This window comes from Hydrogenovibrio halophilus DSM 15072 (genome assembly GCF_000384235.1).
Lineage (GTDB): Bacteria > Pseudomonadota > Gammaproteobacteria > Thiomicrospirales > Thiomicrospiraceae > Hydrogenovibrio > Hydrogenovibrio halophilus.
Genome location: NZ_KB913033.1, coordinates 2,155,544 through 2,181,758 on the forward strand (window position 1 = coordinate 2,155,544; position 26,215 = coordinate 2,181,758).

18 protein-coding genes and 4 tRNA genes are annotated in these 26,215 nt (G+C 55.9%); 17 read left to right on the plus strand and 5 right to left on the minus strand.

Going from position 1 to position 26,215, the window contains the following annotated elements; translation table 11 throughout:
* Positions 1-154 precede the first annotated feature (154 nt).
* Genes A377_RS12455 through A377_RS0110405 form a run of 4 tightly spaced genes read left to right on the plus strand, consistent with a single transcriptional unit; the run spans position 155 to position 6,376 of the window.
* Positions 155-2,410: an ABC transporter substrate-binding protein gene (locus tag A377_RS12455; RefSeq protein WP_019896298.1), complete on the plus strand. Its 2,256-nt coding sequence runs from the start codon at positions 155-157 to the stop codon at positions 2,408-2,410.
* Entirely contained in the window at positions 2,404-3,384 is a 981-nt protein-coding gene (locus A377_RS0110395) for an ABC transporter permease (RefSeq protein ID WP_019896299.1), read from the plus strand. The genes A377_RS12455 and A377_RS0110395 overlap by 7 nt, the downstream gene beginning before the upstream one ends.
* The gene (locus tag A377_RS0110400; protein ID WP_028485468.1) at positions 3,381-4,721 is read left to right on the plus strand and encodes an ABC transporter permease; all 1,341 of its coding nucleotides are present in this window, start codon (positions 3,381-3,383) and stop codon (positions 4,719-4,721) included. Before A377_RS0110395 ends, A377_RS0110400 begins: the two co-directional genes overlap by 4 nt.
* Before the next feature lie 38 nt (positions 4,722-4,759).
* Positions 4,760-6,376, plus strand: a complete 1,617-nt coding sequence (locus A377_RS0110405) for an ABC transporter ATP-binding protein (protein WP_019896301.1) — start codon at positions 4,760-4,762, stop codon at positions 6,374-6,376.
* Between the two features lie 19 nt (positions 6,377-6,395).
* Here the strand turns inward: A377_RS0110405 and ppsA are convergent, their stop codons facing one another.
* From ppsA to A377_RS0110420, 3 genes are all read right to left on the minus strand, one after another.
* On the minus strand, positions 6,396-8,822 hold the full coding sequence (ppsA, locus tag A377_RS0110410) for a phosphoenolpyruvate synthase (RefSeq protein ID WP_019896302.1): 2,427 nt from the start codon (positions 8,820-8,822) through the stop codon (positions 6,396-6,398).
* A gap of 217 nt (positions 8,823-9,039) precedes the next feature.
* Positions 9,040-9,279 (minus strand): SlyX family protein, encoded by a 240-nt coding sequence (locus tag A377_RS0110415; RefSeq protein WP_033422865.1) that lies wholly within the window; start codon positions 9,277-9,279, stop codon positions 9,040-9,042.
* Positions 9,255-11,144 carry a M61 family metallopeptidase gene (locus tag A377_RS0110420; RefSeq protein WP_019896304.1) on the minus strand — a complete coding sequence of 630 codons (1,890 nt, stop codon included), beginning with the start codon at positions 11,142-11,144 and terminating at the stop codon, positions 9,255-9,257. Before A377_RS0110420 ends, A377_RS0110415 begins: the two co-directional genes overlap by 25 nt.
* Positions 11,145-11,278: 134 nt before the next feature.
* Between A377_RS0110420 and gltX the strand changes: the two genes are divergently transcribed.
* The 8 genes from gltX (at position 11,279) to pgl (ending at position 17,490) form a co-directional block, all read left to right on the plus strand.
* Positions 11,279-12,694, plus strand: a complete 1,416-nt coding sequence (gltX, locus tag A377_RS0110425; protein WP_028485470.1) for a glutamate--tRNA ligase — start codon at positions 11,279-11,281, stop codon at positions 12,692-12,694.
* Positions 12,695-12,849: 155 nt separating this feature from the next.
* A tRNA-Ala gene (locus A377_RS0110430) sits at positions 12,850-12,925 on the plus strand.
* Positions 12,926-12,965: 40 nt separating this feature from the next.
* Positions 12,966-13,041, plus strand: a tRNA-Glu gene (locus A377_RS0110435).
* Positions 13,042-13,043: 2 nt separating this feature from the next.
* Positions 13,044-13,118, plus strand: a tRNA-Gly gene (locus tag A377_RS0110440).
* A 120-nt stretch (positions 13,119-13,238) separates the two neighbouring features.
* Positions 13,239-13,314, plus strand: a tRNA-Glu gene (locus tag A377_RS0110445).
* A 501-nt stretch (positions 13,315-13,815) separates the two neighbouring features.
* Positions 13,816-15,270 carry a decarboxylating NADP(+)-dependent phosphogluconate dehydrogenase gene (gene gnd, locus A377_RS0110450; protein WP_019896306.1) on the plus strand — a complete coding sequence of 485 codons (1,455 nt, stop codon included), beginning with the start codon at positions 13,816-13,818 and terminating at the stop codon, positions 15,268-15,270.
* 3 nt (positions 15,271-15,273) lie between these two features.
* Entirely contained in the window at positions 15,274-16,752 is a 1,479-nt protein-coding gene (gene zwf, locus A377_RS0110455; protein WP_019896307.1) for a glucose-6-phosphate dehydrogenase, read from the plus strand.
* A 3-nt stretch (positions 16,753-16,755) separates the two neighbouring features.
* Positions 16,756-17,490, plus strand: a complete 735-nt coding sequence (pgl, locus tag A377_RS0110460) for a 6-phosphogluconolactonase (protein WP_019896308.1) — start codon at positions 16,756-16,758, stop codon at positions 17,488-17,490.
* Here pgl and A377_RS0110465 read toward each other — a convergent pair.
* On the minus strand, positions 17,478-19,679 hold the full coding sequence (locus A377_RS0110465; protein WP_019896309.1) for a RelA/SpoT family protein: 2,202 nt from the start codon (positions 19,677-19,679) through the stop codon (positions 17,478-17,480). The genes pgl and A377_RS0110465 overlap by 13 nt on opposite strands.
* 134 nt (positions 19,680-19,813) lie before the next feature.
* On the opposite strand from A377_RS0110465, the gene dusA reads away from it, so the two are divergent.
* From dusA to xseB, 3 genes are all read left to right on the plus strand, one after another.
* Positions 19,814-20,896, plus strand: a complete 1,083-nt coding sequence (dusA, locus tag A377_RS12460) for a tRNA dihydrouridine(20/20a) synthase DusA (RefSeq protein ID WP_019896310.1) — start codon at positions 19,814-19,816, stop codon at positions 20,894-20,896.
* Complete coding sequence (xseA, locus tag A377_RS0110475; protein WP_019896311.1) at positions 20,893-22,482, plus strand: exodeoxyribonuclease VII large subunit; 1,590 nt, start codon at positions 20,893-20,895, stop codon at positions 22,480-22,482. The genes dusA and xseA overlap by 4 nt, the downstream gene beginning before the upstream one ends.
* A gap of 61 nt (positions 22,483-22,543) precedes the next feature.
* Positions 22,544-22,762 carry an exodeoxyribonuclease VII small subunit gene (gene xseB / locus A377_RS12465; protein WP_019896312.1) on the plus strand — a complete coding sequence of 73 codons (219 nt, stop codon included), beginning with the start codon at positions 22,544-22,546 and terminating at the stop codon, positions 22,760-22,762.
* A 497-nt stretch (positions 22,763-23,259) separates the two neighbouring features.
* Here xseB and A377_RS0110485 read toward each other — a convergent pair whose 3' ends face one another.
* Entirely contained in the window at positions 23,260-23,709 is a 450-nt protein-coding gene (locus tag A377_RS0110485) for a hypothetical protein (RefSeq protein ID WP_028485472.1), read from the minus strand.
* 208 nt (positions 23,710-23,917) lie between these two features.
* On the opposite strand from A377_RS0110485, the gene rpoN reads away from it, so the two are divergent.
* Positions 23,918-25,417: an RNA polymerase factor sigma-54 gene (rpoN, locus tag A377_RS0110490; RefSeq protein WP_019896314.1), complete on the plus strand. Its 1,500-nt coding sequence runs from the start codon at positions 23,918-23,920 to the stop codon at positions 25,415-25,417.
* 12 nt (positions 25,418-25,429) lie between these two features.
* On the plus strand, positions 25,430-26,131 hold the full coding sequence (locus A377_RS0110495) for a response regulator transcription factor (protein ID WP_019896315.1): 702 nt from the start codon (positions 25,430-25,432) through the stop codon (positions 26,129-26,131).
* Positions 26,132-26,215: the final 84 nt, after the last annotated feature.

A 26,215-nucleotide genomic window follows, 5' to 3' on the forward strand; every position in this document is an offset into this window, starting at 1 on the left:
TACTCGCATTGGCCGCTTGGCTGAAAGTTTGCCATTTGAGCACGACAGGGCTAAACTTGGTGTTTTGCTGAAAGGCCGGTTTCAAGGCCTTTCAAAAGGCGTTCCCAACCACTTCAAATCTTGAAAGGCGGCTGTGTTGTCAAGACCGGGTAGATTGCAAACATTCTCTGTCAAAGGGGTCTTCTGGCTGCTGTTGGCGCTCACCCTGCTCACTCTGACAGGCTGTTCCGAAGACGGCGTCTGGAACCGGCCTTATTCCGATGAGCAGGCCCGGACCAACACGCTTTTCAGCAATTTTGCCACACCGCCCAAGCATCTGGACCCAGTGCGTTCCTACAGCGCCAATGAGTGGGCGATTATCTCTCAGGTGTACGAACCCCCTCTGCAGTACCATTATTTCAAACGGCCCTATACGCTGGAGCCGCTGACCCTCACCCAGATGCCGCAACAGCGGTTTCTGGATGCGCAGGGGCGTGAGCGCGAGGCGACTTCCGAAGACGTCGCCATGACCGAATACCACTTTCATCTCCGCGACGACATTCGCTATCATCCCCATGCCGCGTTTGCCCGGGACGCTCAGGGGCGGTTTTTATACCATGCCCTGAGTGAACAACAGCTTGATCGGATCAAACGCCCGGCGGACCTGCCGGAATCGGGCACACGCCGGTTGAAAGCCCAAGATTATACCTTGGCGATCAAACGCATGGCCATCACGGCCAACCATTCGCCGATCCTGGGCACCATGCGTGAACTGATTGTCGGGCTGGCGGACTATTCGGATCGGGTATCGAAAAAACCATTGACCATCAAACAGTTGCGTGAATCCAGTGTGAAAGGGGTTGAGGTGCATTCGGACACCCATTTTTCGATTCGTATTCATGGGCGTTACCCGCAATTTCTGTATTGGTTGAGCATGAACTTTTTTGCGCCCATTCCCTGGGAAGCGCTGGCGTTTTACCGCCAACCAGGCCTGGTCAAAAAGAACCTGAGCCTGGACACCTACCCGGTGGGTACTGGCGCTTACCAACTGCTGGACAACAATCCCAACCGGCAAATGCGCCTGGTGCGCAACCCCCATTATCAGCACGGAACCTATCCTACAGAAGGGTTGCCGGATGAAGCCGATCCCGATTTGCTGGCCGATGGGGGCAAGCCGCTGCCGCTGATTGACGAGGTGGTGTATCTGCTGGAAAAAGAAAGCGTGCCATTGTGGAACAAGTTTCTGCAAGGCTATTACGATGCGTCAGGGGTAAGCTCCGACAGCTTTGATCAGGCCATTTCGGTGTCGTCGCAAGGGGATTTGAGCCTGACCAGCGAGATGCAGCAAAAGGGCATCCAGTTTCTCAGTGCGGTGGAACCGACCGTGTTTTATCTGGGCTTTAATATGGACGATCCGGTCGTAGGCGGGTACGACAAAACGGCGCGCAAGCTGCGTCAGGCCATCAGCATCGCGGTGGACATGGAAGAATACATTTCCATTTTTCTGAACGGGCGGGGTGTGGCCGCACAGGGACCGATTCCTCCGGGCATTTATGGTTACGAACGCAACCGTGACCATTTCAATGATGTGATCTATCAGTGGAGCGACCATGGACCGGTTCGCCGACCACTGGACGAGGCCCGCCAGCTTCTGGCGGAAGCCGGCTACCCGGATGGCAAAACGCCGGAAGGAGAGCCGTTGACCCTGTATTACGACACGCCTGCCACCGGTCCGGACGCCAAGTCCCAATTGAACTGGTACCGCAAACAGCTGGCCAAACTGGGCATCGAGTTGGTGATCCGTGCCACCGACTACAACCGCTTTCAGGAAAAAGTGCGAGGGGCCAAAGTGCAGTTGTTTTCCTGGGGTTGGAACGCCGATTACCCGGACCCGGAAAATTTCCTGTTCCTGCTCAGTGGGGACCAGGCCGTCATCAACAGCAATGGCAGTGGGGTCAACGCGTCCAACTACGATCGGCCTCAATTCAATCAATGGTTCCAACAGGTCAAGCGCATGCCCAATGGGCCTGAACGTCAGGCCCTGATCCGCAAAATGGTCAAGCTCGTGCAGGAGGACGCGCCCTGGGTCTGGGGACTGCACCCCAAAAGCGTGTCGCTGTTTCATGACTGGTATCGCAATGTCTGGGCCAATCCCATGGCCAACAATACCCTAAAATACCATCGCCTGGAGGCGGCCAAGCGGGTCGAGAAACAGCAGGCATGGAACCAGCCTGTGGTCTGGCCGCTTTGGGTGCTGGCTCTGTTGATCATGGCTTCGGTTTACCCGCTGGTGAGCGCCTACCGGCGTCGACAGCGCCAGACCCTGGTGGGGAACACGGCTCAGAATGCCGTTCAAAACAGGGCGGCCGATGAGTCAAAAGCCGCGCCATCCACCAGCAGCCGGAAATCTGGGGAGGGACCGTCATGTTAGCCTATATGGTGCGTCGATTGATCTATGCCGTGCCCATTCTGATTGGGGTCAATCTGATCACGTTTGCCCTGTTTTTTATGGTCAACACGCCCGACGATATGGCGCGGGCACAACTGGAGGCCAAGCAGACCACCCCGGAAATGATCCAGGCCTGGAAACAGTCGCATGGCTATGACAAGCCGTTGTTTGTCAACAATGAGTCAAGCGGACTGGACACCGTGACCGAGACCCTGTTTGTGCAGGAATCGCTCAAGCTGTTCATGCTGGATTTCGGTCAGGCCGACAACGGCCGTCAGATCAGCGAAGACATTCAGGAACGCATGTGGCCGTCGCTGGCCATTGCGTTGCCGACGTTTCTGATCGGGCTGGTTACCAACATTGCGCTGGCATTGCTGATCGTGCTGTTTCGGGGATCGGTGCTGGACACCGCAACCATGATCGTGGCGGTGGCCATCATGTCGATTTCGGGGCTGTTTTACATCATTGCCGGGCAGGTGCTGTTCAGCAAAATGCTGCACTGGGTGCCGATTTCGGGCTACGAATCGGGCTGGGAAATGTGGCGTTTTCTGATATTGCCGGTGGCCATCGGCGTGTTTGCCGGTCTGGGGGCCGGGGTGCGCTGGTACCGCAGTATTTTTCTGGAAGAAATCAATAAGGACTACATTCGCACCGCCCGGGCCAAAGGCCTGTCGGAAATCCGCTTGCTGTTCGGGCACCTGCTCCAGAACGGGTTGCTGCCGATTCTGACCGGGGTGGTGGTGATCATTCCGACCCTGTTCATGGGCAGCCTGATCATGGAATCGTTTTTCGGAATTCCGGGTCTGGGCAGTTACACCATCGATGCGATCAATGCGCAGGACTTTGGCATCGTCAAGGCCATGGTGTTTCTGGGCGCTTTGCTCTACATCATCGGCCTGATCCTGACCGATCTGTCCTACGCCTTTTTTGACCCGAGAGTGAGGTTTGATCAATGATGGCCCCGCTTTGGAGCGATTACATGATCTGGTTGCTGGTGGTCGCCCTGTGGGGTTGGGGCCTGATTTTGCGGCGCTCCCCCCAGGTCAGGGAACAGTGGATTCAGATTTTTCAGTCCCGGATTGCGATGGTGTCGGCGATTATCCTGCTGGCCTACGCCTCGGTGGCTTTGCTGGACTCGGTGCGGTTTGACACAGCCCAGAAGGGCCAGATCACTCTGTTGGACATGGCCTTTGAGTCCATTGCCACCCAGTCCGAACGCACTTATTCCGCGCCGTTTGCCGATAGGGAATACAATCAGAGTCTGGTGACCCGCGACAACGGCGATGTGGAGCAGCAATACCTGCCATTGAAGTGGGTGCAGGCCGAGGTGTCCATTGGCTGGGCGACGCTTCAGGTGCTGTTGAGTGCGGCCTTGCTGACAGCGCTGCTGGTGGGGTTGCATCTGGCGTGGCGCGCCCGAGTGCACAAACTCGGATTGGCCGAGTATGGGCGCAACGTCTGGCGGGATCAGACCCGTCTGCCCTGGCGCACCGCTTATGTGACGGTGTTGCTGATGCTGTTTGTCTGGGGCTGGCTGGGGTATCTGAGCCAGTTTTATCATGTGCTCGGGACTGACAAGGTAGGACAGGATGTGCTTTACACCGCGATCAAAAGCATCCGTACCGGGGTGTTGATCGGGGTGTTGACCACACTGGTGATGCTGCCGCTGGCCCTGTTTCTCGGGATCAGTGCCGGGCTGTTCAAAGGCTGGGTCGACGATGCCATTCAGTATCTCTATACCACCCTCAATTCGATCCCAGGGGTTCTGTTGATTGCGGCGGCGGTGCTGGTGATGCAGACCATTCTCAATAACAACCCCCAGTGGTTTGGTTCGACCGAAGAACGGGCCGATCTGCGCCTGCTGTTTTTGGTGTTTATTCTGGGGATGACCAGTTGGACCGGCCTTTGTCGTTTGTTGCGGGCCGAAACTCTGAAACTGTCTCAAGTGGACTTTGTCACCTCGGCTCGTGCATTTGGGGTCAGCCGCCTGACCATCATTGTGCGCCACATCATGCCCAATGTGATGCACATTGTGCTGATTGCGGTGGTGCTGGATTTCAGCGGACTGGTTCTGGCCGAAGCGGTGCTTTCCTATGTGGGCGTGGGCGTGGACCCGACCACGCACAGCTGGGGCAATATGATCAATCAGGCCCGACTGGAAATGGCACGTGAACCCATGGTCTGGTGGTCGCTGTTTTCCGCCTTTGTGTTTATGTTTCTGTTGGTGCTGGCGGCCAACTTGTTTTCCGATCGGGTCCAGAAAGTGCTGGACCCGCGCACTCAAACGCGTTAAAAGCCTGGTTGACGGGCTAACTCAAGGATTGTTTATTTATGACGGCTGTGTTGGATCTCCGACAATTGACTTTGCAGGCAGGCTCCGAAGTTCTGGTGGACTCGGTCAGTTTTGCGATCGAACCCGGTGAAATCTTTGCGCTGGTGGGCGAATCCGGCAGCGGCAAATCCCTGACCGCGATGGCGATTATGCGACTCTTGCCGGACGCCTTGAGTGTGACCGCCGGGGAAGCGCATCTGCACGGACAGAATCTGTTTGCCCTGCCCGAAATGGCCATGCAGAAGGTGCGCGGCAAAAAAATCGCAATGATATTTCAGGAACCCATGACCTCGCTCAATCCGGTGATGACCATCGGCGCGCAGGTGAGCGAGGTATTGCGGCTGCATCTGTCGCTTTCCGGACGGGCGGCCAGACAAACCACCATTGACCTGTTTGAAGAAGTCGGCATTCCCAACCCGCATGAACGCTATGGCTGGTACCCGCACCAGCTTTCCGGCGGGCAGAAACAACGGGTGATGATTGCGATGGCGCTGGCCTGCGAGCCGGATTTGCTGATCGCGGACGAACCCACCACGGCTTTGGATGTGACCATTCAAGCACAGGTACTGTCGCTCCTGAAACGTTTGCGTGACAGGCATGGTTTGTCGATTTTATTTATCACCCACGACATGGGCGTGGTATATGAAATGGCCGACCGGGTGGCCGTGATGCAGAAGGGGCGTGTGATTGAGCAGGCCAAAACGCAGCATTTTTTCGACCATCCGACCGAGCCTTACACCCAAAAACTGCTGGCCGATGCGGTGCCGGTGTCCGAATTCAAGCCGGTGCTTGAGCGCCCGCCTTTGTTGGAGGTGACCGATCTCAAGGTGCATTTCCCAATCAAAAAAGGCATTCTGCAGCGCACGGTGGATCACGTTCGTGCAGTCGATGGGGTGAGCTTGTCGATTGGCAAAGGCGAAACCCTGGCGTTGGTGGGCGAGTCCGGCAGTGGCAAGAGCACCATTGGCCAGGCCATTCTGAAACTGGTCAAAGCCACCCATGGTCGCGTGGTGTTTCAACAGAACGCACAATCGCATGAGCTGGTGGCCTTGAAAGAGAAGCAAATGAAGCCGTTACGCCAGAAACTGCAAGTCATTTTTCAGGACCCGTTTTCGGCGCTGAACCCTCGAATGTCGGTGGGCGAGATCATTCGCGAAGGCATGCAAAGCCTGAAAGTCGGTCCCAGAGACAAGGCCGGACAACAGAAACGGGTCAGCGAACTGCTGGAGCAGGTCGGCCTGTTGCCGGAGCACGCACAACGCTATCCGCACGAATTTTCCGGCGGTCAGCGCCAGCGCATCGGCATCGCTCGGGCTCTGGCGGTGGAGCCCGAGTTGATCATCTGCGATGAGCCGACCAGTGCGCTGGATGTGTCGGTGCGGGCTCAGGTATTGTCGTTGCTGAATCATCTGCAACGCCAGTACCAGCTGTCGTTTTTGTTTATCACCCACGACTTGTCGATCATCCCGGCCGTTGCCCACAAGGTGGCCGTGATGCAGGCGGGCAAAATTGTAGAGCAGGGCGAGGTCGAACAGGTGATGACCCAGCCACAGCACCCTTACACTCGCCAGTTACTCGACAGCGCGCCCAGCCTGATTCGCAAGCGCTTGGCTTGATCGTTTAAAAGCCGCCCCGTCAGGAGTCCTTTTCCAGCTTCAGCAATTGTTGCTGGGTTTTGAGCAGTGAATCGGGGTTAAGGCTGATGCTGTCGATGCCCAGTTCCATCAGAAAAGCGGCCATCTCGGGGTAGTCGGACGGTGCCTGACCGCAAAACCCGGTGTGCAGACCGCATTTTCTGGCTTTTTCGATCGCCATCCGAATCATCTGTTTGACGCCGTCCTGGCGTTCGTCAAAACGCCCGGCGACCTGCCCCGAATCCCGGTCAATGCCCAGCACCAGCTGGGTCAGATCGTTGGAACCGATGGAAATGCCATCAAAGTGGGGCGCGAACTGCTCCATCACCAACACATTGTTGGGGATTTCGCACATCATATAGACTTCCAGCCCGTTATGGTGGCGGGTCAATCCGTTTTTGGCCATCACGGCAAGCGCGTCTTCCGCTTCCTCCACGGTGCGCACAAACGGCAACATCACTTTGAGATTGTTCAGGCCAAAGTCTTCGCGTACGGCTTTGATCGCCGCGCATTCCATGGCAAAGGCCGGGGCAAAGCTTTCGGATATATAGCGCGCCGCGCCGCGAAAACCGAGCATCGGGTTTTCTTCATGGGGTTCAAAAAAGCGCCCACCCAGCAGAGAGCGATATTCATTGGATTTGAAGTCGGACAGCCGCAAAATGACCGGCCGCGGATAAAACGCCGCACACAAAGTGGCAATGCCTTCGCTGAGACGCTGAATGAAAAATGCCTCGCCCTGGTCCGAGGCAAACCCGGCCTGCTTGAGCAAGGAGTGGATTTGTTCGCGGGTGTCGGGATCGGTCACGGATTCCGGGTGACACAACGCCAACGGGTGAATTTTGATCGATTCGTTGATCATGAATTCCATGCGCGCCAGCCCCACGCCCGCGCTGGGCAGAAACTGATGGGCAAAGGCCATGTCCGGGTTGGCCAGATTCAGCATCAGGTCGGTCTGGGTGGTTTCCAAATCGCTCAGATCGGTTTGCGTTTTTTCATAAGGCTGTTCTCCAGCATAGACTTTGCCGGTGTCGCCCTCCACGCAGGACACGGTCACTTTCTGCTCATCCAGGCCCATCAGATCGGTGGTCGCCTTGCCACAGCCGACGATGGCCGGAATCCCCAGCTCACGCGCGATGATCGCGGCATGGCAGGTGCGTCCACCGCGATTGGTGACAATGGCGGCCGCTTTTTTCATAATCGGTTCCCAATCGGGCGTGGTCATGTCGGTGACCAGAATGTTGCCCGGTTCGAACCGTTCGATTTCGGCGACGTCTTCAATGATTTTAACCCGGCCCTGAGCCAGACGATCGCCGACAGCGCGGCCCGTCGTCAGCACTTTGGCGTCCGGCTCGGGGTGAATCTGGAACTGGGTCAGGCAGTGGCGGTTTTGCTGGGAACGCACGGTTTCCGGGCGTGCTTGAACGATGTAGAGCTGACCGTCAATGCCGTCCTTGGCCCATTCAATGTCCATGGCCTTGGTCTCATCCTGGTCGGTGCTGTAGTGCTGCTCAATGCGCATCGCAAAATCGGTCAATCGCAACACTTCTGCGTCATCGAGGCAATATTGCTGGCGTTCCTCGACCGTGGTCTGAATGTTTTTGACCGGCGATTTTTTCAGCCCGCTGGTGTCGTAAATCATTTTCAGTTTTTTCGCCCCCAGGTGGCGGCGCAGTACTTGACGGTAGCCCTGTTCAAACGTGGGTTTGTGCACATAAAATTCGTCCGGGTCCACGGCACCCTGCACTACGTTTTCCCCCAGCCCCCAGGCGCCGGTGACAAACACCACCTGATCAAACCCGTTTTCGGTGTCGAGCGTGAACATGACTCCGGAGCTGGCCAGATCGGAGCGCACCATTTTCTGCACGCCAATCGACAGACCGACCTGAAAATGGTCAAAGCCTTTGTCGATGCGGTAATGGGTGGCCCGGTCGGTAAACAGTGAGGCAAAACAGCGTTTGCAGGCTTCCAACAGGGCATCAAACCCTTCGATGTTGAGGTAGGTTTCTTGCTGGCCGGCAAAGCTGGCATCGGGCAGGTCTTCGGCTGTGGCCGAACTGCGCACCGCCAGAGTGATGTCGCCTTCAAAGCGTTGATTGAGTTCCAACCAGGCCTGGTGAATTTCGGATTGAATCGTGCGCGGCATCTCTGCGTGATAAATGGCTTCGCGAATGGCCTGGGTGCGTTTGCCCAGGTCGGCCACATTGTCGGCGTCCAGCGGGTCCAGCTGCTCATGCAGAAAGTCCCACAAGTCGTTGTCCGTCAGCAATTGGCGATAGGCTTCGGCAGTGACGGCAAACCCGTCCGGCACCGGGATGCCTTTGGGCGTCAACGCCTGAAACATTTCCCCCAGCGACGCGTTTTTGCCGCCGACCAGGGGGATGTCATCAATGCCGATTTCATTAAAAAAACGAATGTAGCGCATGCCCATCTCCTTTTAGCACGGAAATTTCATAAATTTGCGCCAAGATCGCTCAGGAACTTGTTTTCACAAGGAAATTTCTGAAGGAGTGTCGTATCAACGATTACGACCGACTGAAGAAATATTTCTTGTGGAATCAAGGGGCAAGCGAGATGGTGCATAATTTTATGAATTTTCCGGGTTAGTACAAATAAACACCAGGCCTGGTCAATTTTGCAGACCAGCGTCAGTAGTGTGGTGGTGGCGTTTCCTCGCTGACGGGTTTGATGCCGCTTTGCTCTGATCTTAACGCTTTGAACGCATCCGAGAGAATATTGATTTGTTTTTGCAACAATTGCAATTGCTGATGTTGCTGACCCACGGTGCGATTGAGGGTGTCAATCGTGTCCTGCTGATAGGCGCAGGTCATTTCCAGCTGTTCCAGACGTTGCTGGCCATCGCTCAGTTGCGTGATCTCATTGGCCATGGGGTCCATTCCTCTGATGGTTGATCGTTTGAATCATGATAACGCAGACTGACCCGATCCTGTGGCGGAGGCATCAATGTCAAGTCGGTGGTGTGCAGTTCATCACGCCGGAAATAGTGGCAACTCAGGGTGTCGCCCGGTTGATGGCGTGACAGATAGGTTTCCAACCGGCTCAACGACTCGATTTTGAAGCCATTGAGCGCAATCAGTTCATCGTTGGGGGCCAGTCCGGCGTTGACCGCGGCCTGTTCCTGCCAGATGTGGCGCACTTTCAGTGTGTGGTGTTCGGTTTGAACAAAGTTGGCACCCAACACCAGTGGGGCTTCAAATGGGGCTTCCAGATCGTCCTCGTCTCCCAGATGACCGCCCATGTCTTTCAGATGACTGGGCGCGCGCAGGCGAAACTCGATGCCAACGCTGGCAAACAGGGCTTCAAACGGCAAATCTTCTGTCCCATCAAGATAGCGGGCAAAAAAGTCGGACAGGTCCAGGCCGCTGACGCGTTCGCACACCTGTTCAATTTCGCCTTCGCCCAGACCAGCCCCGGTGCGACCGTAATCGCGCCACAGGGCAAGCAGAACGTCGTCCAGACTGAGTTTGCCTTGGGTGTCGCGACGCAGGGTCAAATCCAGTCCCAATGCGATCAACGCGCCTTTGGTGTAGTAGTTGACGATGGCATTGGGCGCGTTTTCATCCTGCTGATAAAACTTGGTCCAGGTCAGGACGCTGGATTCGGCCACACTTTGCTGAAAGCGGCCGGGCAGGCGATACACCTTGGTCATTTCCTTACTCAAACGCGTCAGGTATTGTTCGGCTGACAGGATGCCGGCGCGCCAGAGAATGTTCAGGTCATAAAACGAGGTGATGCCTTCAAACCACCAGAGCTGGCGGGTGTAAACCGGTTCGGTCAGGCTGGGGCGCTGGTAAACCTGCGGTTGGATGCGTTTGACGTTCCAGGTATGAAAATACTCATGCGAACACAGCTCCAGAAAATTCAGGTAGGCGTCCGGGTAAACGGTTTTTCTTCCCAGATAAGGCAGGTCGTCGCGGCTGATCATCAAGGCGGTGGAATCCAGATGTTCCAGCCCGCCGTAATCACTGGCGGTGACCATGACCTGGAACAGGTAGCGCTCAATCGGCCAGGGCGTGCCGAACAACGTGAGTTCGGTCTCGCAAATGCGGGTCAGATCGGCCTTCAATTGCTCGGTGTCGACACGGTCCCATTCGATCTTTCCGGTAAACACGGCCTGATGGGCAATGCCGCAGGCTTCGAATTCCAGGCACTGGAAAGTGCCGATTTCGACCGGGTACTCAATCAGATCCCAGTAGTTTCGGGCCTGGAAACGCCCGAAGCCCTGTGCATTGGTGGCCAGAGCGGGCAGGGTGGTGGCCACTTGCCAGTCAGACTGAAACGCCTGTTGGCCCGGTTCCAGTATCACCTCTACCGGTTGGTCGCGCTGACCTTCCACCGCCAGAAACACACTGGTGCCATTGAAAAAGGCATGGGTCGCGTCGAAATGGGCACCGCGCACCGACAAATCCCAGGCATAGACCTGATAACGGACCTCGACCGGCCCCTCGGTGGGTTCGATCTGCCAATGGGCGGCGTCCAGCGGTGTGATCGCAAGTGGACGGGCATCGTGTGTCCGGGCGGACAGTCGATTGAGGTGTTTGGCAAAATCCCGGATCAGGTAACTGCCGGGAATCCACTTGGGCAAGGCAAGTGTCTGACCGGCCGGGTCGGGACGCTCAATGGTCAGCGTCACCTCAAACACATGGGCATGCGGGTCGGTCAGCTTGACCCGGTATTGGATTGAAAACGCATCGGCGATGGCCGCTTGAGGACGTGAGGCAAATAAGGTCATGGAAAAGCGATTTCCTCCGGTTTCAGTGGTCACTCACGGGAAGCGAGTGGAATTGGTTATAATGTCCCCCATTTTACGCCATTTGCCTGCGCAAATGGTATCGGACTCATGAGTTTACGATGAAGGAGACGCTTGTGGTAAAAACGCGATTCGCCCCCAGCCCGACTGGCTTTCTGCATATCGGTGGTGTGCGCACTGCCTTGTTTTCCTGGCTGTATGCCCGCCAGCAGAAAGGGCAGTTTGTGCTGCGTATCGAAGACACCGACCGCGAACGCTCGACCCAGGCGTCGGTCGATGCGATCATGGATGGCATGCATTGGCTGGGACTGGATTATGACGAAGGTCCGATTTATCAGACCCAGCGTTTTGATCGTTACAAAGCCGTGATCGATCAGCTTCTGGCCGAGGGCAAAGCCTATTACTGTTACGCCAGTCAGGAAGAACTGGACCAGATGCGTGAGGCGCAGCGCGAACGGGGCGAAAAACCGCGCTATGACGGCCGTTATCGTGACTTTACCGGCACACCGCCGCAAGGGGTCAAGCCGGTCATTCGCTTCAAAAACCCGCAGGAAGGCAGTGTGGTGATCGAGGATCTGGTCAAAGGGCCGATCACCGTGGCCAACAGCGAACTGGATGACCTGATCATTGCCCGGTCGGATGGCACGCCCACCTACAACCTGACCGTGGTGGTCGATGACTGGGACATGGGCATGACCCATGTGATTCGCGGCGATGACCACATCAACAACACCCCACGTCAGATCAATCTGTATCAGGCACTGAATGCGCCCGTGCCAAAGTTTGCCCACATTCCGATGGTTCTGGGCAGTGACGGGGCGCGCTTGTCCAAGCGTCACGGCGCGGTGTCGGTGCTGCAATACAAGGAAGAAGGGTTTTTGCCCGAAGCCTTGTTGAATTATCTGGTCCGGCTGGGCTGGTCACATGGCGATCAGGAAATCTTCACACTGGAAGAGATGGTGGCGCATTTTTCACTGGAAGCGGTCAATACGGCGCCGTCCACGTTCAACGAAGAAAAACTGCTGTGGATCAATCAGCAACACATCCAGACCACGCCCCTGAGCAACTTAACCGCCAACCTGAAGCCGTTCATGGACGAGCGAGGCCTGGATACCGAACAGGGCCCATCGCTGGCAGCGGTGGCCGATCTGTTGCGCGAACGGGCGCGCACACTGGTGGAAATGGCCGACTCAGCGCGTTATTTTTACAGTGAGTTTGACGAGTTTGATCCCGTCGCCACCAAAAAGCACCTGCGTCCAGTTGCGGAAACCCCGTTGCACACCCTTCGCGACAAACTGGCCCGGCTTGAAGACTGGTCGGCCAAACCGATTCATGAATGCGTTCAGACCACAGCGGCGGAGCTGGAAGTGGGCATGGGCAAGGTGGGCATGCCATTCCGGGTGGCGATCACAGGCGGGGGACAGTCGCCGTCGATTGACGCCACCGCGGAACTGATTGGCCAGTCGCGCTGTCTGGCGCGCATGGATCGGGCTCTGGCCGTGATTGAGGTGCGCAAGTCGCAGAACGGCTGAAAGGGCCTGGCATTTTGTGCGCATCGGGAAGGGGGTGAAACCGTAAGCATTTTTGGTTGCGTCAGACCCAGCGCACAGGATTCATTGTTAAAAAATTGTAAAAATGGCTTGACCGCCGCAGTCAGTTCCTTATAATACGCACCCATCAGCTCAGGGGGGCTATAGCTCAGCTGGGAGAGCGCAACACTGGCAGTGTTGAGGTCAGCGGTTCGATCCCGCTTAGCTCCACCATTTTACTTAGGCCAAATGGTTATTCGAGTTGATATTTTGTGTCCCGTTCGTCTAGAGGCCTAGGACACCGCCCTTTCACGGCGGTAACAGGGGTTCGACTCCCCTACGGGACGCCATTGCGGGAATAGCTCAGCGGTAGAGCACAACCTTGCCAAGGTTGGGGTCGCGAGTTCGAACCTCGTTTCCCGCTCCAGATTCAAGATTGTTTGATCGCCTTCCTCTAGGCCGGATATCAAGCCTTCAAACAATCGCCTGCTTCGGCAGGCATTTTTTTTGTCTGAATGATTTTTTTGTTTTGGCAAATCGCGACAACGTCCCGTTCGTCTAGAGGCCTAGGACACTGCCCTTTCACGGCGGCAACAGGGGTTCGACTCCCCTACGGGACGCCACATTATCAACCCGCCAAACGCGTTTGTGTCTGGCGGGTTTTTTCTTTCTGCTTCCCTGACGTGCACGCTTTTTTACCAGGCCTGGTAAGTTTTGGTGCCCCGACCGACCTGTGGCGAATATTTTTACAGAGAAATTGCAGCAAATGGGTGTTGTCATGTGTGTTTTCCAAACAGGCGCTATCCTTGCTTTATGGCTGGCATGCCGGTGTCATCTCTATGCCATCTGTGGCTGGCATGATACCCTGTGCAACAAACAAAACACTCAGCGAACGCTTGATGCAAGCGGCAAGCTTTGCTTTAGCCCGGAAATTTCATAAATTTGCGCCAATATCGCGCAGGCAATTGGTTTCACAAGGAAATTTCTGAAGGAGTGTCGTATCAACGATTACGACCGACTGAAGAAATATTTCTTGTGGAATCAAGGGGCAAGCGAGATGGTGCATAATTTTTATGAATTTTTCGGGTTAGAATAGGCTTTTACTTTTCAACAGGAGCAGACAGATGTCTCAGGCAGAGATAGGCGTCATCGGACTGGCCGTCATGGGCCAGAATCTGGTATTGAACATGGCCGATCACGGTTTCAAGGTCGCGGTATATAACCGTTCTTACGACAAAACCGATGCCTTTGTCCGGCAGCGGGTGGAAGACCGCCCAATTGTCGGCGCTCAGTCTTTGACGGAACTGGTGGATCAACTGGCCAGACCGCGCAAAATCATGCTGATGGTCAAGGCCGGGGACGTGGTGGATCGATTGATCGATGACCTGATCCCGCTGCTGTCTGAAGGCGACATCATCATCGATGGTGGCAACTCGCTCTATACCGATTCCACCCGCCGCACCCAGCGTTTGAAAGCCGAGGGCCTGCATTTTATCGGCACCGGCGTGTCCGGTGGCGAAGAAGGGGCGCGAACCGGTCCTTCGATCATGCCGGGCGGAGACGTCGCGGCTTGGCCGGCGGTCAAACCCATTTTTCAAGCGATTTCTGCGAAATCCGATGGTCAGCCTTGCTGTGACTGGGTAGGGCCGGAAGGCGCTGGTCATTACGTCAAAATGGTGCACAACGGCATTGAGTATGGCGACATGCAATTGATCGCCGAGGCGTATCATTTGATGCGTCAGGGACTGGGGCTGTCGGTGGATGCGATTCAGGCGGTGTTTGCCGACTGGAACCAAGGCGTTCTGGACTCTTATTTGATTGAAATCACCGCTGAGCTGCTGACCTTTAAAGATGACGACGGCGAGCCGCTGGTGGACAAAATTCTGGACGCGGCCGGGCAGAAGGGCACGGGCAAATGGACCGGCATCAGTTCGCTGGAATTGGGGGTGCCGGTGACATTGATCACCGAGTCGGTGTATGCCCGTTGCCTGTCGGCTCTGAAATCGGAACGCGAAGAGGCGGCTCAGCGCTATCCGGCCAGTGAGGTGCCTCCGTTGAGCGAATCGGAAACCCGGGCCATGATTGCGGCGCTGCATGACGCGCTCTATGCGTCCAAGATCATGTCTTATGCTCAGGGTTATATGCTGATGCGCGAAGCGGCCAGCGAGTTTGACTGGGACCTGAACTACGGCGGCATTGCGCTGATGTGGCGGGGCGGGTGCATCATTCGCAGCCGTTTTCTGGAAAACATCAAACAGGCTTACGATCAGAACCCGAGTTTGAACAACCTGTTGCAGGCCGAATTTTTCGAGCAGGCGGTCAAGCAGTCCGAATCCAACTGGCGCAAAGCCGTGGCCTTTGCGGTCACGCAGGGACTGCCGGTGCCGGCCATGAGCTCGGCGCTGGCCTTTTTTGATGGCTATCGCAGTGCGCGCCTGCCAGCCAACCTGTTGCAGGCCCAGCGCGATTATTTCGGGGCCCACACCTATGAGCGCATCGATGCGCCCAGAGGGGAACGTTTTCATACCGACTGGATTCATTCGGGCGGTCATGCCCAATCCGGCAGTTACGAGGTGTAAATCATGGCTCAGGCCTGTACTTATGTGGTGTTCGGTGCCACCGGCAATTTGTCATTGACCAAACTGATGCCCAGTTTTTACCATCTGGAGCAGATGGGGCGGCTGGATGACAACATGCACATTCTGGCCATCGGACGCCGGGACTGGTCACGTCAGGACTGGATTGATACCGTGCACTCGCATCTGTCGCCCAAAGCTCGTGGCGGTCTGGACGAGGCGGTGTTTGACCGGTTTGTGCAACGGTTGGATTATTTCTGTATGGATATCAATGAGGCCGCTGCCTACGAGCAGTTGGGGCAGAAAATCCAGTCGGCCGGCTGGTCGGACAATGTGGCTTTTTATCTGTCGCTGGCTCCAGACTTTTTTGCCGAAGTGGTACGGCATCTGAGTAAGGCCGACCTGTTGCTGGAGCAGACCGGCTGGAAACGGGTGGTGCTGGAAAAGCCTTTCGGCTATGACTTAAACAGCGCCAAACACCTGCAGCGCGAACTCAACAAATACCTCAGGGAAACGCAAACTTACCGCATTGACCACTATCTGGGCAAAGGCATGGTGCAGAACATCATGGTGTTCCGCTTTGCCAACCTGCTGATGGAACCGCTGTGGAACCGCAATTTCATCGAGCATGTGCAGATCACCCACGCCGAGGACCGGCCCATTGGCACCCGTGCCGGTTATTACGACACCAGCGGGGCCATGCGCGACATGATCCAGAGTCATCTGCTGCAATTGCTGGCACTGGTGGCCATGGAGCCGCCGGCGTCGATGGAGGCCGAAGACCTGCGTGACGAAAAGGTGAAACTGCTCAAATCGATCCGTCCGATCCAGAAAAAGAACGTGTCGGCCCAGGCCTATCGTGCCCAGTACACGGCCGGAACCGTGCATGGCCAGTCGGTACCGGGTTATCTCGAAGAGCCGGGCGTGTCCCCGGACAGTGTGACCGAGACCTATGCGGCGATGAAGCTGTATGTCGACAACTGGCGCTGGGCCGGGGTGCCGTTTTATGTGCAGACGGGCAAAAATCTGCCCAAAAACAAAACCCTGGTGTCGGTCTGTTTCAAACACCCGCCCAAGCAGTTTTTCCGCGATTCGCAGATCGAGAAAATGGAACCCAACTGGATCATTTTCGGGATCCAGCCCGATGAGTCGATCAAGGTGGAAATGATGGCCAAACAGCCGGGGCTGGAGATCAATACCCAGCAGATCAGTCTGGACGCCGCGCTCAGGCCAGAAGAAGAGGACGCGTACGACGCCTATGAGGAATTGTTGCTGGACGTGATCAAAGGCGACCGTTCGCTGTTTTTGCGTTACGACGAAGTCAAAGCGGCCTGGAATGTGGTCGATCCGGTGATTGAGGCCTGGAGCACCCAGACCACCTACATCGATACCTACGAATCGGGAACCTGGGGCCCACAGGGCGCGAACAAACTGTTTGATTCGCCCGAGCAGAGCTGGCGCTATCACACTCATCCGGAGCATTGAATCATGACCGAAATCAACAGCCTGCCCGACAATTGGGTGGTATTCGATCAGGCCGAAGAACTGTCAGAGGCCTTGTGTCAGAGACTGCTGACACTCGCTGAGGACGCCATCCGTCAGCGCGGAACCTTTCATCTGGTACTGGCTGGCGGCACCACGCCCTTGCAGACCTACCGCCGACTGGCGCAGGCAAAAGCCGACTGGTCACACTGGTATGTGTATCTGGGGGATGAACGGGTTCTGCCGGTGGACGATCCGGAACGCAACAGTGTGCAAATTGACCAGGCCTGGTTGTCCCGCGTACCGATTCCATCCCGACAGATTCATTGGATTCCGACAGAACTGGGTCTGACCCTGGCTCAGAAGGCCTATCAGCATTCGATGGATCGTTTGCTGGCGACGCAGCCGTTTGACGTGGTGTTGCTGGGCATGGGCGAAGACGGCCATACGGCCAGCCTGTTTCCCGGACACACGCATGATCCGGATCAGAAGGTGGTTACCGAGTCCCATTCTCCCAAGCCGCCTTCGGAACGGGTCAGCCTCAACGACTGTGCCTTGGCGCAAACGCGTCACTTGTTCAAGATCGTCACAGGTGCCAGCAAGCGTGATGCGGTGGCGGAATGGCTGGAAGGCGTTTCTCTGCCGATCAGCCGTATTAAGGCGGAACCTGTACGCCAGAGCAACTGGCACGACGACTGTCAGGGCGAGACTCAGGTCTGGATCGATTCTCAGGCACTTTGATCGCGGGCGTCGGTTCCGACGTCAATCGAACTGGAGACCACATTCTGGACTTGCTCCAGCTGATCCAGCAATTCGCCCAATTGAATGCGTTGGTCCAGCTCCACCTGAAGGGTCATGCTGACCGAACCGTCCTCACGGTCGGTTTTGGTGTCGGACGACAGCAGGTTGATGTCCGCCTGTGTCAACAACGTCATCACATCTCGTAACAGGCCTTTTCGGTCGAACGCCAGCAATTGAATGTCCGCCTGTGTCGGCCGGGCGGCGGACGCCGGTTCGGAACCGGCCCAGGCGACTTCCAGTAAGCGTTTCTGCTCTTCGAATGTCAGATTCAGGATGTTGCCGCAATCCTGCCGATGCACGGTCACCCCGCGTCCGCGGGTCACATAGCCAATGATCTCATCACCCGTTTCCGGCTCACAGCAGGGGGCCAGATGAGTCCCGACCTGCGGGGCACCCACCACATAGACCCCGCTTTCCGGCACACCCGCTTCCGGCCAGTCCGGTTTTTCGGTCTGAGCAGGGCGCTCGCTGCGCTTTGGTTCATTCTGGCGGAGGGGTTGCAGCCAGCGTTGAATGGCATCGGTCAGCTGGCGTTCATTGATCTGGCCTTTGCCCAGATCCTCAAACAAGGCTTCGGCCGAGGGCAGACGAAAACGCTCGGCCAAGTTCAGGGCGCTGATGTCGGCATTGAGGCGTTTGCATTCTTTCTGAAACAATGCCTGTCCGGCTTCGATGTTGGCTTCTTTGTTCTGCTGATTGAACCAATGCCGTACTTTGGTGCGGGCGCGACTGGTGCCGAGATAATGCAGGTTGGGGTTGAGCCAGTTGCGGTTGGGCCCGCCGTTTTTGACCGACAGAATTTCAACCTTGTCCCCGGTTCTGAGCTGGTAGGTCAGCGGTCGGATTTTGCCGTTGATTTTTGCGCCCCGGCAGCTGTGGCCGAGATTGGTGTGAATCTGATAGGCAAAATCCAGTGCCGTCGCGCCCTGTGACAGGGTGATGACTTCGTTGTCCGGGGTCATCACATAAATCTGTTCACTGAGCAGCTCGGTACTGATTTCATTGAGCAGGTCGGGATTGTCATTGTATTCCAGCATCTGGCGCACCAGGTTGATGCTTTTTTCCAATCGCTCATCCAGCCGTTTGCCGCCTTCCTTGTAGCGCCAGTGGGCGGCCACACCGTATTCGGCGTGGTAATGCATCTCGTGGGTACGAATCTGAATTTCCACTGGTTTGCTGCCATCGCCCAGTACCACCGTGTGAATCGACTGGTAGCCATTGTCTTTGGGGCTGGCGATGTAGTCGTCAAACTCGGTTTTGATGTAGTTCCAACGGCTGTGAATGATGCCCAGCGCTTCGTAACATTCGGACACGGAATTGACGTAAATCCGCACCGCTCTCAGGTCATACAGTTCCTCAATGCCCAAATGCTTCTGGGTCATTTTTTTCCAGATGCTGAAAATGTGTTTGGGTCGGCCGCTGATCTGACATTCGATGCGCGAATCGGCAAACAGTTCGCGCAGCCGCGCCATAAAGCTTTCGATGTAGCATTCGCGCTGATCGCGTCGGGCATCCAGTTGGCGGGCAATGTCTTTGTAGGTGTCGGGCATCAGATAGCGGAATGACAGGTCTTCCAGCTCCCATTTCAATTGAGCGATGCCCAGACGGTTGGCCAGAGGCGCAAAGATCAGCTGGGTTTCCTGTGCGATTCGGTAGCGGGCCTCTTCGGGCGCGTCTTTGAGCTGGCGCAGTCGAATGACCCGATAGCCCAGCTTGACGATCATGATACGAATGTCGGAAATCATGGCCAGCAACATCTGACGCAGACGCTCGGTCTGCTCTTCGTTGGTCACGGCCACCGTTTGCAGCTCTTTGAACTGGTTCAGTCGGCGGATGCCTTTGACCAGTGCGGCCACGGTTTCGCCATAACGGGTTGTCAGTTCGCCATCGGGCAGGCGCGCTTCCAGTGACGGATCACTGAGCAGGGTGGCGATCAGGGTTTCCCGATCCAGTTTGAGCTGGGCCAGAGCGCAGGCCACGTCGGCGCTGCGAACCGGAAATTCGTCGGACGTTGTCCTCGGCGCCGAAAGCGCCCAGTCGCAGGCTTCGTGTGCCAGTGCATCCGGGCTCTGGCCATCCAGATGTTTGAATATTTGTCTGTAGAGTCTGTCGCTGTCTTGTGCGCTCATAAGCCACCATTCTATCTCGTAAGGAACGATTTTAGACGATCGCCGCTCAGGGGTTAAGCTCAAAGTGTGAATTCCTTATGGATTCCATTGCGCTGTCCCGTGCGAATTGTCGGCGGGTCGGGTAAAATGACGTCATGTTGAATTCCCAATACCGTCCCGTGGATCAGGCCCGTAACAGTGCCCAGGCTTTCAGTGTGGCGCCCATGCTGGACTGGACCAATGCCCATTGCCGGGTGTTCCACCGCATGCTTTCTGACCAGGCCTGGTTGTATACCGAGATGGTGACCACCGGGGCCATACTCTATGGCGACAATCTGCCGCGCTTTCTGGGGCATGATCCCAGTGATGCCCCTTGCAGTCTGCAATTGGGCGGCAGCGACCCGAAAGAACTGGCCCAATGTGCGCGCCTGGGCGAAGCCTGGGGCTATCAGGAAATCAACCTCAATGTCGGCTGTCCCTCTGACCGGGTGCAAAACAATCTGATCGGGGCCTGCCTGATGGCGCACCCTCAGCGCGTGGCGGAAGCGGTCTCGGCCATGAAAGCCGCAGTGACCCATATTCCGGTGACGGTCAAATGCCGCATCGGCATCGACGACCAGGAAGACTTTGAGACCTTTGCCGCCTTCATCGAGGCGCAAGTGGGAGCCGGTGTGGATGGCGTGATCGTGCATGCGCGCAAAGCCTGGTTGCAGGGGCTTTCGCCCAAACAGAACCGTGACATTCCCCCTTTGCGCTACGACTGGGTGCGCCGCCTCAAAGCCGCCTACCCGGATTTGTCGATTGCGGTCAATGGCGGCATCGTTTCGCCCGATGCGGGACGGGATTTTCTGACGCCCGATCCCGACACGTCTTTGCCAGGCCTGGATGGGGTCATGATCGGGCGTGCAGTGTATGAAAAACCGTTTCTGCTCACTCAGTTGAATCCGCCGAACCGCGGGATCTCACGTGCGCAGGTGGTGGAAAAAATGGCCCCTTACATTGAGGCGCATCTGGAACAGGGCGGCAAACTCAACCAGGTCACCCGACACATGCTGGGCCTTTATGCCGGCTTGCCGGGCGGGCGCAAGTGGCGACGCTTTCTTTCCGAACAGGCGTTCAAACCCGAAGCCGATCTGTCCACCCTGTTTGAAGCGCGTCGCCTAGTGGAAGCCGAAATCGAGCGGATGCAGGAACGCGATCCCGACAAGACCCAACAGATGCTGGAGGCCGCGACATGATCCCATTGCAGGTGCCGTTTGCAGAAAAAGACGAGGCCAAGGCGCTGGGCGCACGCTGGAACCCGGCTCAGAAAATCTGGTACATTCCAGAGCATCTGGCCGATCAGACCGAACAATTCGGTCGCTGGTTGCCGAGTGAACAGGGCGAGCAGGGTGATGTCAGCACCATCGCCGCTTCGCCGCTGAGTGAATCGGCGGTGCCGGCCAATGATCAGGAAAAGGGCATCTCGCTCAGTCAGTTGATGTTTCAGGTGCAGTCGGCTCTGCGCCAACAGTTTCAGGGCGGCATCTGGGTCCGGGCCGAAATCGCCAATCTGAATGAACGCCGCGGGCATTTGTATCTGGAATTGTCCGAAACCGCCGAATCGGGGCAGCCGATCGCCACCAGTCGCGCCATGATCTGGCAGTCACAGGCCGGGCGTTTGCTCAGCCAGTTTGAGTCGGTCACCGGCGTGGCGCTGCAGCCGGGGCAAACGGTGCTGTTGCTAGTGGAGGTGAATTTTCATGAAAAATTCGGGTTTTCACTGGTGGTGCAGGACATTGATCCCAGTTTTACTCTGGGCGAGATCGAAGCCAATCTGAATAAAATTCGCCAGCAGTTGAAGCAGGAAGGGTTGCTGGAACACAACAAGCGCTTTGCGCTGCCGATGGATTTTATGCGTCTGGCCGTGGTTGCGCCGCCCAATGCCGCCGGTCTGGGCGATTTCAAGGCCGACGCCGACCGTTTGCATCAGTTGGGCCTGTGTGAGTTTTTGTACTTTTATGCCAGCTTTCAGGGCGACAAAACCGAAACCGAAATGGGGCTGGCGTTCGATAATGTGATGGCTCTGCACAGTGAAAAACCGTTCGACGCCATGATTGTGATCCGTGGCGGCGGGGCCAAATTGGACCTGAATCCGCTCAACTGCTACGCCCTGGCCAAACATATCGCCGAGGCCCCCTTGCCAGTGTTGACCGGCATCGGACATGAACGTGACAACACCATTCTGGACGAAGTCGCCGCGGTGCGCTTTGATACGCCCAGTAAAGTCATTGCCGCCGTTCGCCATCAGATTGTGACCAGTGCGCAAACCGCCCGTCAACACTGGGAGCAGGTACAGCACCTCAGCCGCCGTTTTCTGGATCGGCAGAAACAGCAGCTGCAAACGGCCGAACACAGCATTCAGCAACAGGCGCTGGTCTGGGTTCACCGACACCAATCCGTGCTGACGCCCTGGATGCAGACCGTCCATGAACAGGCCAGAGCCAAAGTGCGTCATCAGGCCTATGAATTGGCTCAGCGCCACCAGTTGGTTCAAACCCAGACCCGGCATCGGCTGGCCATGCACCAGCAAAGTCTGAGGCAATACTGGGAACGGTTGCATCAGGCACCGGAACAAATTCTGCAGCGAGCCAAAAAACACAACAAACAAATGATCGGCTACATTCTCAGCGCCGGGCCCAAAACCCAGCTGAGTCGCGGCTTTGCACTGGTGCGCGATGCCCATGGCCAGCCGGTCACCCGAGCCGAACAGGCACGTCATCAATCCCAGCTGGCGATACAATTCCGGGACGGCACGGTGAAAGCTTTGCCATTGGACGAATGAGTTCTCACTGGCAAATCATCCGTCAAAAGTCATTAGCGACACATTAGCGAAAGGCAACATCATGAGCGAAAAAACCATCGAAAGTTATCAGAAGAATTATCAGACGCTGCAGCAGATCGCACAGAAACTGTCCCAGACCGACGACATTGATATCGATGAGCTGGTGCCGATGGTGGACGAAGCCACCAAAGCCTATCAAATCTGTCAGTCACGGATTGAAGCGGTCGAAAAAGCACTGAATCAACGGCTGGGAAACGACGCGGAAACCGCGGCCGACTGAAATCTGGCGTCTTACTCCTGCGAAAAAGATTGCCAATCAACCGTTAAGAGATGATCGGTTCCATCGGATCAAACGATCCTGCGCGGACGATTGAGTGAATATCACGACGGGTCACAGTGACCCGGCTCACAGGCAAGACCATAAACGGACCAGGCCTGGTCAAAAAGCCTTTTTCGAATCTCAGACTTAAAATTATGAGTGCGGAATCCAGGTTCCGGGAAAACCGGAGACAGGGCAGTGATTGCAACGACGTGCAGATGGTCAAATATTGAATTTAACATAATATACATTATGCGAAGGTATTGCGGCAGCAAAACGGGGACGGAAACCTCTTGGTTGGCCTTGTTTTGTGTCTTATTGGTGTTCGATATGGCCGTGTTTTGGGGGCTGATCGGTTGGTTCGCGTTTGGGGTTGATGTGACTGGCTGAATTCAGATTATGCACTTAACCTAACCGGGTTTTTAAACCCGGTCAAAACAATCTTTAACCAGGCCTGGTTAAAAATAAGCAAATTGCTCGTTGAGGACCATCAGCATCGGTCCCATGGAGACCACCGCCATCAGAATCGGGACCCAGGCTTTTCGCTGTCGATTTTTCAAGCCAATGGCGCCTGCCACCACAGCCACCGGTGCAGCGATCCAGGAAATGGGCGGGAACACAAAGGCGAAAAAGATGGCAATGATACCGGCGACCATGCCGGTTGTGACGGCGTTCCCAGGCCGGTAGTCACGGGTATTGCGCATGTCATCCGGCACGGCTCTGGCCGAGTGCAGGCGTGCCATAATGGCAGCCACATCGTCATCGGTCAAAGTGGACTTGGAAAGCTCCAGATCGGTCATGCCCAGGGTGATTTTCTTGTTTAAATACAGTGCCTTGACCAGGTCGTTCCAGTCGGCATTGTCTGGCAACTCTGCCAGAATTCTCTGTGCTTCCTCTTTGACAGACACGATGCGCGCTCCTCTCATTCGTTGATTCAGGTGAAATCATACCGTTTTCGGCGTTTTTTCGTTATTATATAGCCAAAAGCCGTCACTTGAAATATTACTGACAAGAGAGACCTTGCTCAAAAACAATAAGCCGGCCACAGGCGCCGGGAAATAAAAACGGTAAAAAAGGTCTCAAACAGAACAAACGTTTTACGAGGAGCACCTTTTTATGGCGCTGATGCCAGGTTTGCAATTGAATATGGGGCAACAACTCAAGTTGACCCCCCAACTGCAACAGTCGATCAAAATTTTGCAATATTCGGCGCTGGAAGTTCAACAGACCATTGCCACCACGCTCGAAACCAATTTCATGTTGGATTTGGACGATGAGTTTGCCGAGCAGTCTCTGGACGACGAGCCATTGAGCGACGGCGAAGACGACGAAGTCGAAAAGGAAGTGGACCTGGAAACGGCCGACAAGCTGGACGACGACATGCAGGTCGATTGCGAATGGGAAGAAGTTTATACCGACATTCCGGTCGCCACCCGTTCAACTTCCCTCGACAGCGACTACACCGCCCCGGAAAACTACACCGCGGCCGAATTGTCGCTGACCGAAAAGCTCTACTGGCAGGCCGACACTTATCAGTGGCCCAACCCGGACAACAAGGAAGTGCCGGATCAGGCCCTTCTGGCCAATTATCTGATTGACGAAATTGACGAAGAAGGCTATCTGAAAACCCCACTCGAAGACATTGTCGAGTCGGTCAAAGCGCATGAGCCGGAGGTCGAAGTCAACATCGCCCTGCTGGAACAGGTGCTGGAAGTGATTTGGGAATTTGAACCCACCGGTGTTGGCGCCCGCGACCTCAGCGAATGTCTGCTGCTGCAGCTGAAGCCCCTGGCACAGACGCCTTATGTGGTCACCGCCCGCAAAATCATCGAAGACCATTTTGATCTGCTCAGTGTTCGCGACCACAAACGCCTGAAGAAAATCTATCTGCTGGACGACGACGAACTGATGGAAGTGATTCAGGTGATCCAGTCCCTGAGTCCGCGTCCGGGACGGGCCTATGCCTCCACCCAGAACGAGCTGGTGATTCCGGATTTGCGTTTGCACCGCACCGCCAGCGGCTACATGGTCGAGCTGAATCAGGAAGCGTTTCCGCGTCTGTCGATCAATCGCGCCTATGTGGACATGGCCAACAATCTTCAGAGCCAGTCGGGCGAATCCAAACAGATCAAAGAGCAATTGTTTGAAGCCAAAAGTCTGATCAAAAGCATTCAAAGCCGGGGCGAAACGCTGTTGCGCGTCGGTCGCTACATTGTGGAAAGACAAGCCCGTTTTTTCGAAGAAGGCGAACAGGCGATGCAGCCCATGGTTCTGCGTGACCTGGCCGAAGAATTGGAGTTGCACGAATCGACCATTTCCCGGGCCACGAATCAGAAATACATGCAGACCCCTCGGGGCACCTACGAACTCAAATATTTCTTTTCCACCGGGGTGTCGCAATACGGCAGTGACGATCAGTCTGCCATTGCGATCAAATCCCACATCAAGCAGTTGATCGAGTCCGAGGACCCGAAAAAACCCTTGAGTGACAACAAGCTGATGCAGTTATTGGAAGACAAGGACATTTCCGTGGCCCGGCGTACCATTGCCAAATACCGCGAAGCCATGCACATCCCCTCTTCCAGTGAACGCAAACGCATGAATCAATATCGCTAAAAGGTCAAGCGAATGCTGAATCACGATTATCACATTGCCGTCATTGAAGACGATCCGGTTCAATTGGAATCCCTGGAAACCGCCCTGCAGGAGCAAGGGTTCAAGGTACAGGGTTTCGCCGACCGGGTTTCCGCCGAAGCCGGCTTTGATGACACCCTGCCGGATCTGGTGATTTCCGACATCATACTGGGAGACGAAGTCGATGGCGGTTTCGAACTGGCCAAACACCTGCTCAGTTATGAGCGGGCGATTCCGGTCATTTTCCTGTCTGAACGGCAATCGGAATTTGATATTTACACCGGCCATGCGCTCGGTGCCATCGATTACCTGCCCAAACCGATCACGCTGGCGGTCCTGATGGCCAAGGTCAAAAACCTGCTGCGCATCACTTCGTCCTCGCATGCTGGCGAACCCAAAGTGTCCAAAATCGAAGGCCTGGAATTGAAAGAACCTCAGTTCAAAGCCTACTGGCATGACCAGCCGCTGGATCTGACTGCGACCGAGTTTGAAATGCTCAAGCAGTTTGCTCTGGCTGGCGAGCGTGGCGTGGTCAGTTATGAGACACTTCAGGCGGCGACCCAGGGCGTGGTTGAGCGTAACACCATCAATACCCATATCTGCCGGATACGCTCAGCCTTTCGCGCCGTGGACCCGGACTTCAATCTGATTCACAATGAATACGGACGGGGTTACAGCTGGTATCAGAAAAGTTGAATAAGCAACGGACTCATCGCGTGGCATTCATTGCGTTTTTGGGTTTTGTGATACGGTTTTGACCAGGCCTGGTCAAAACGCCCT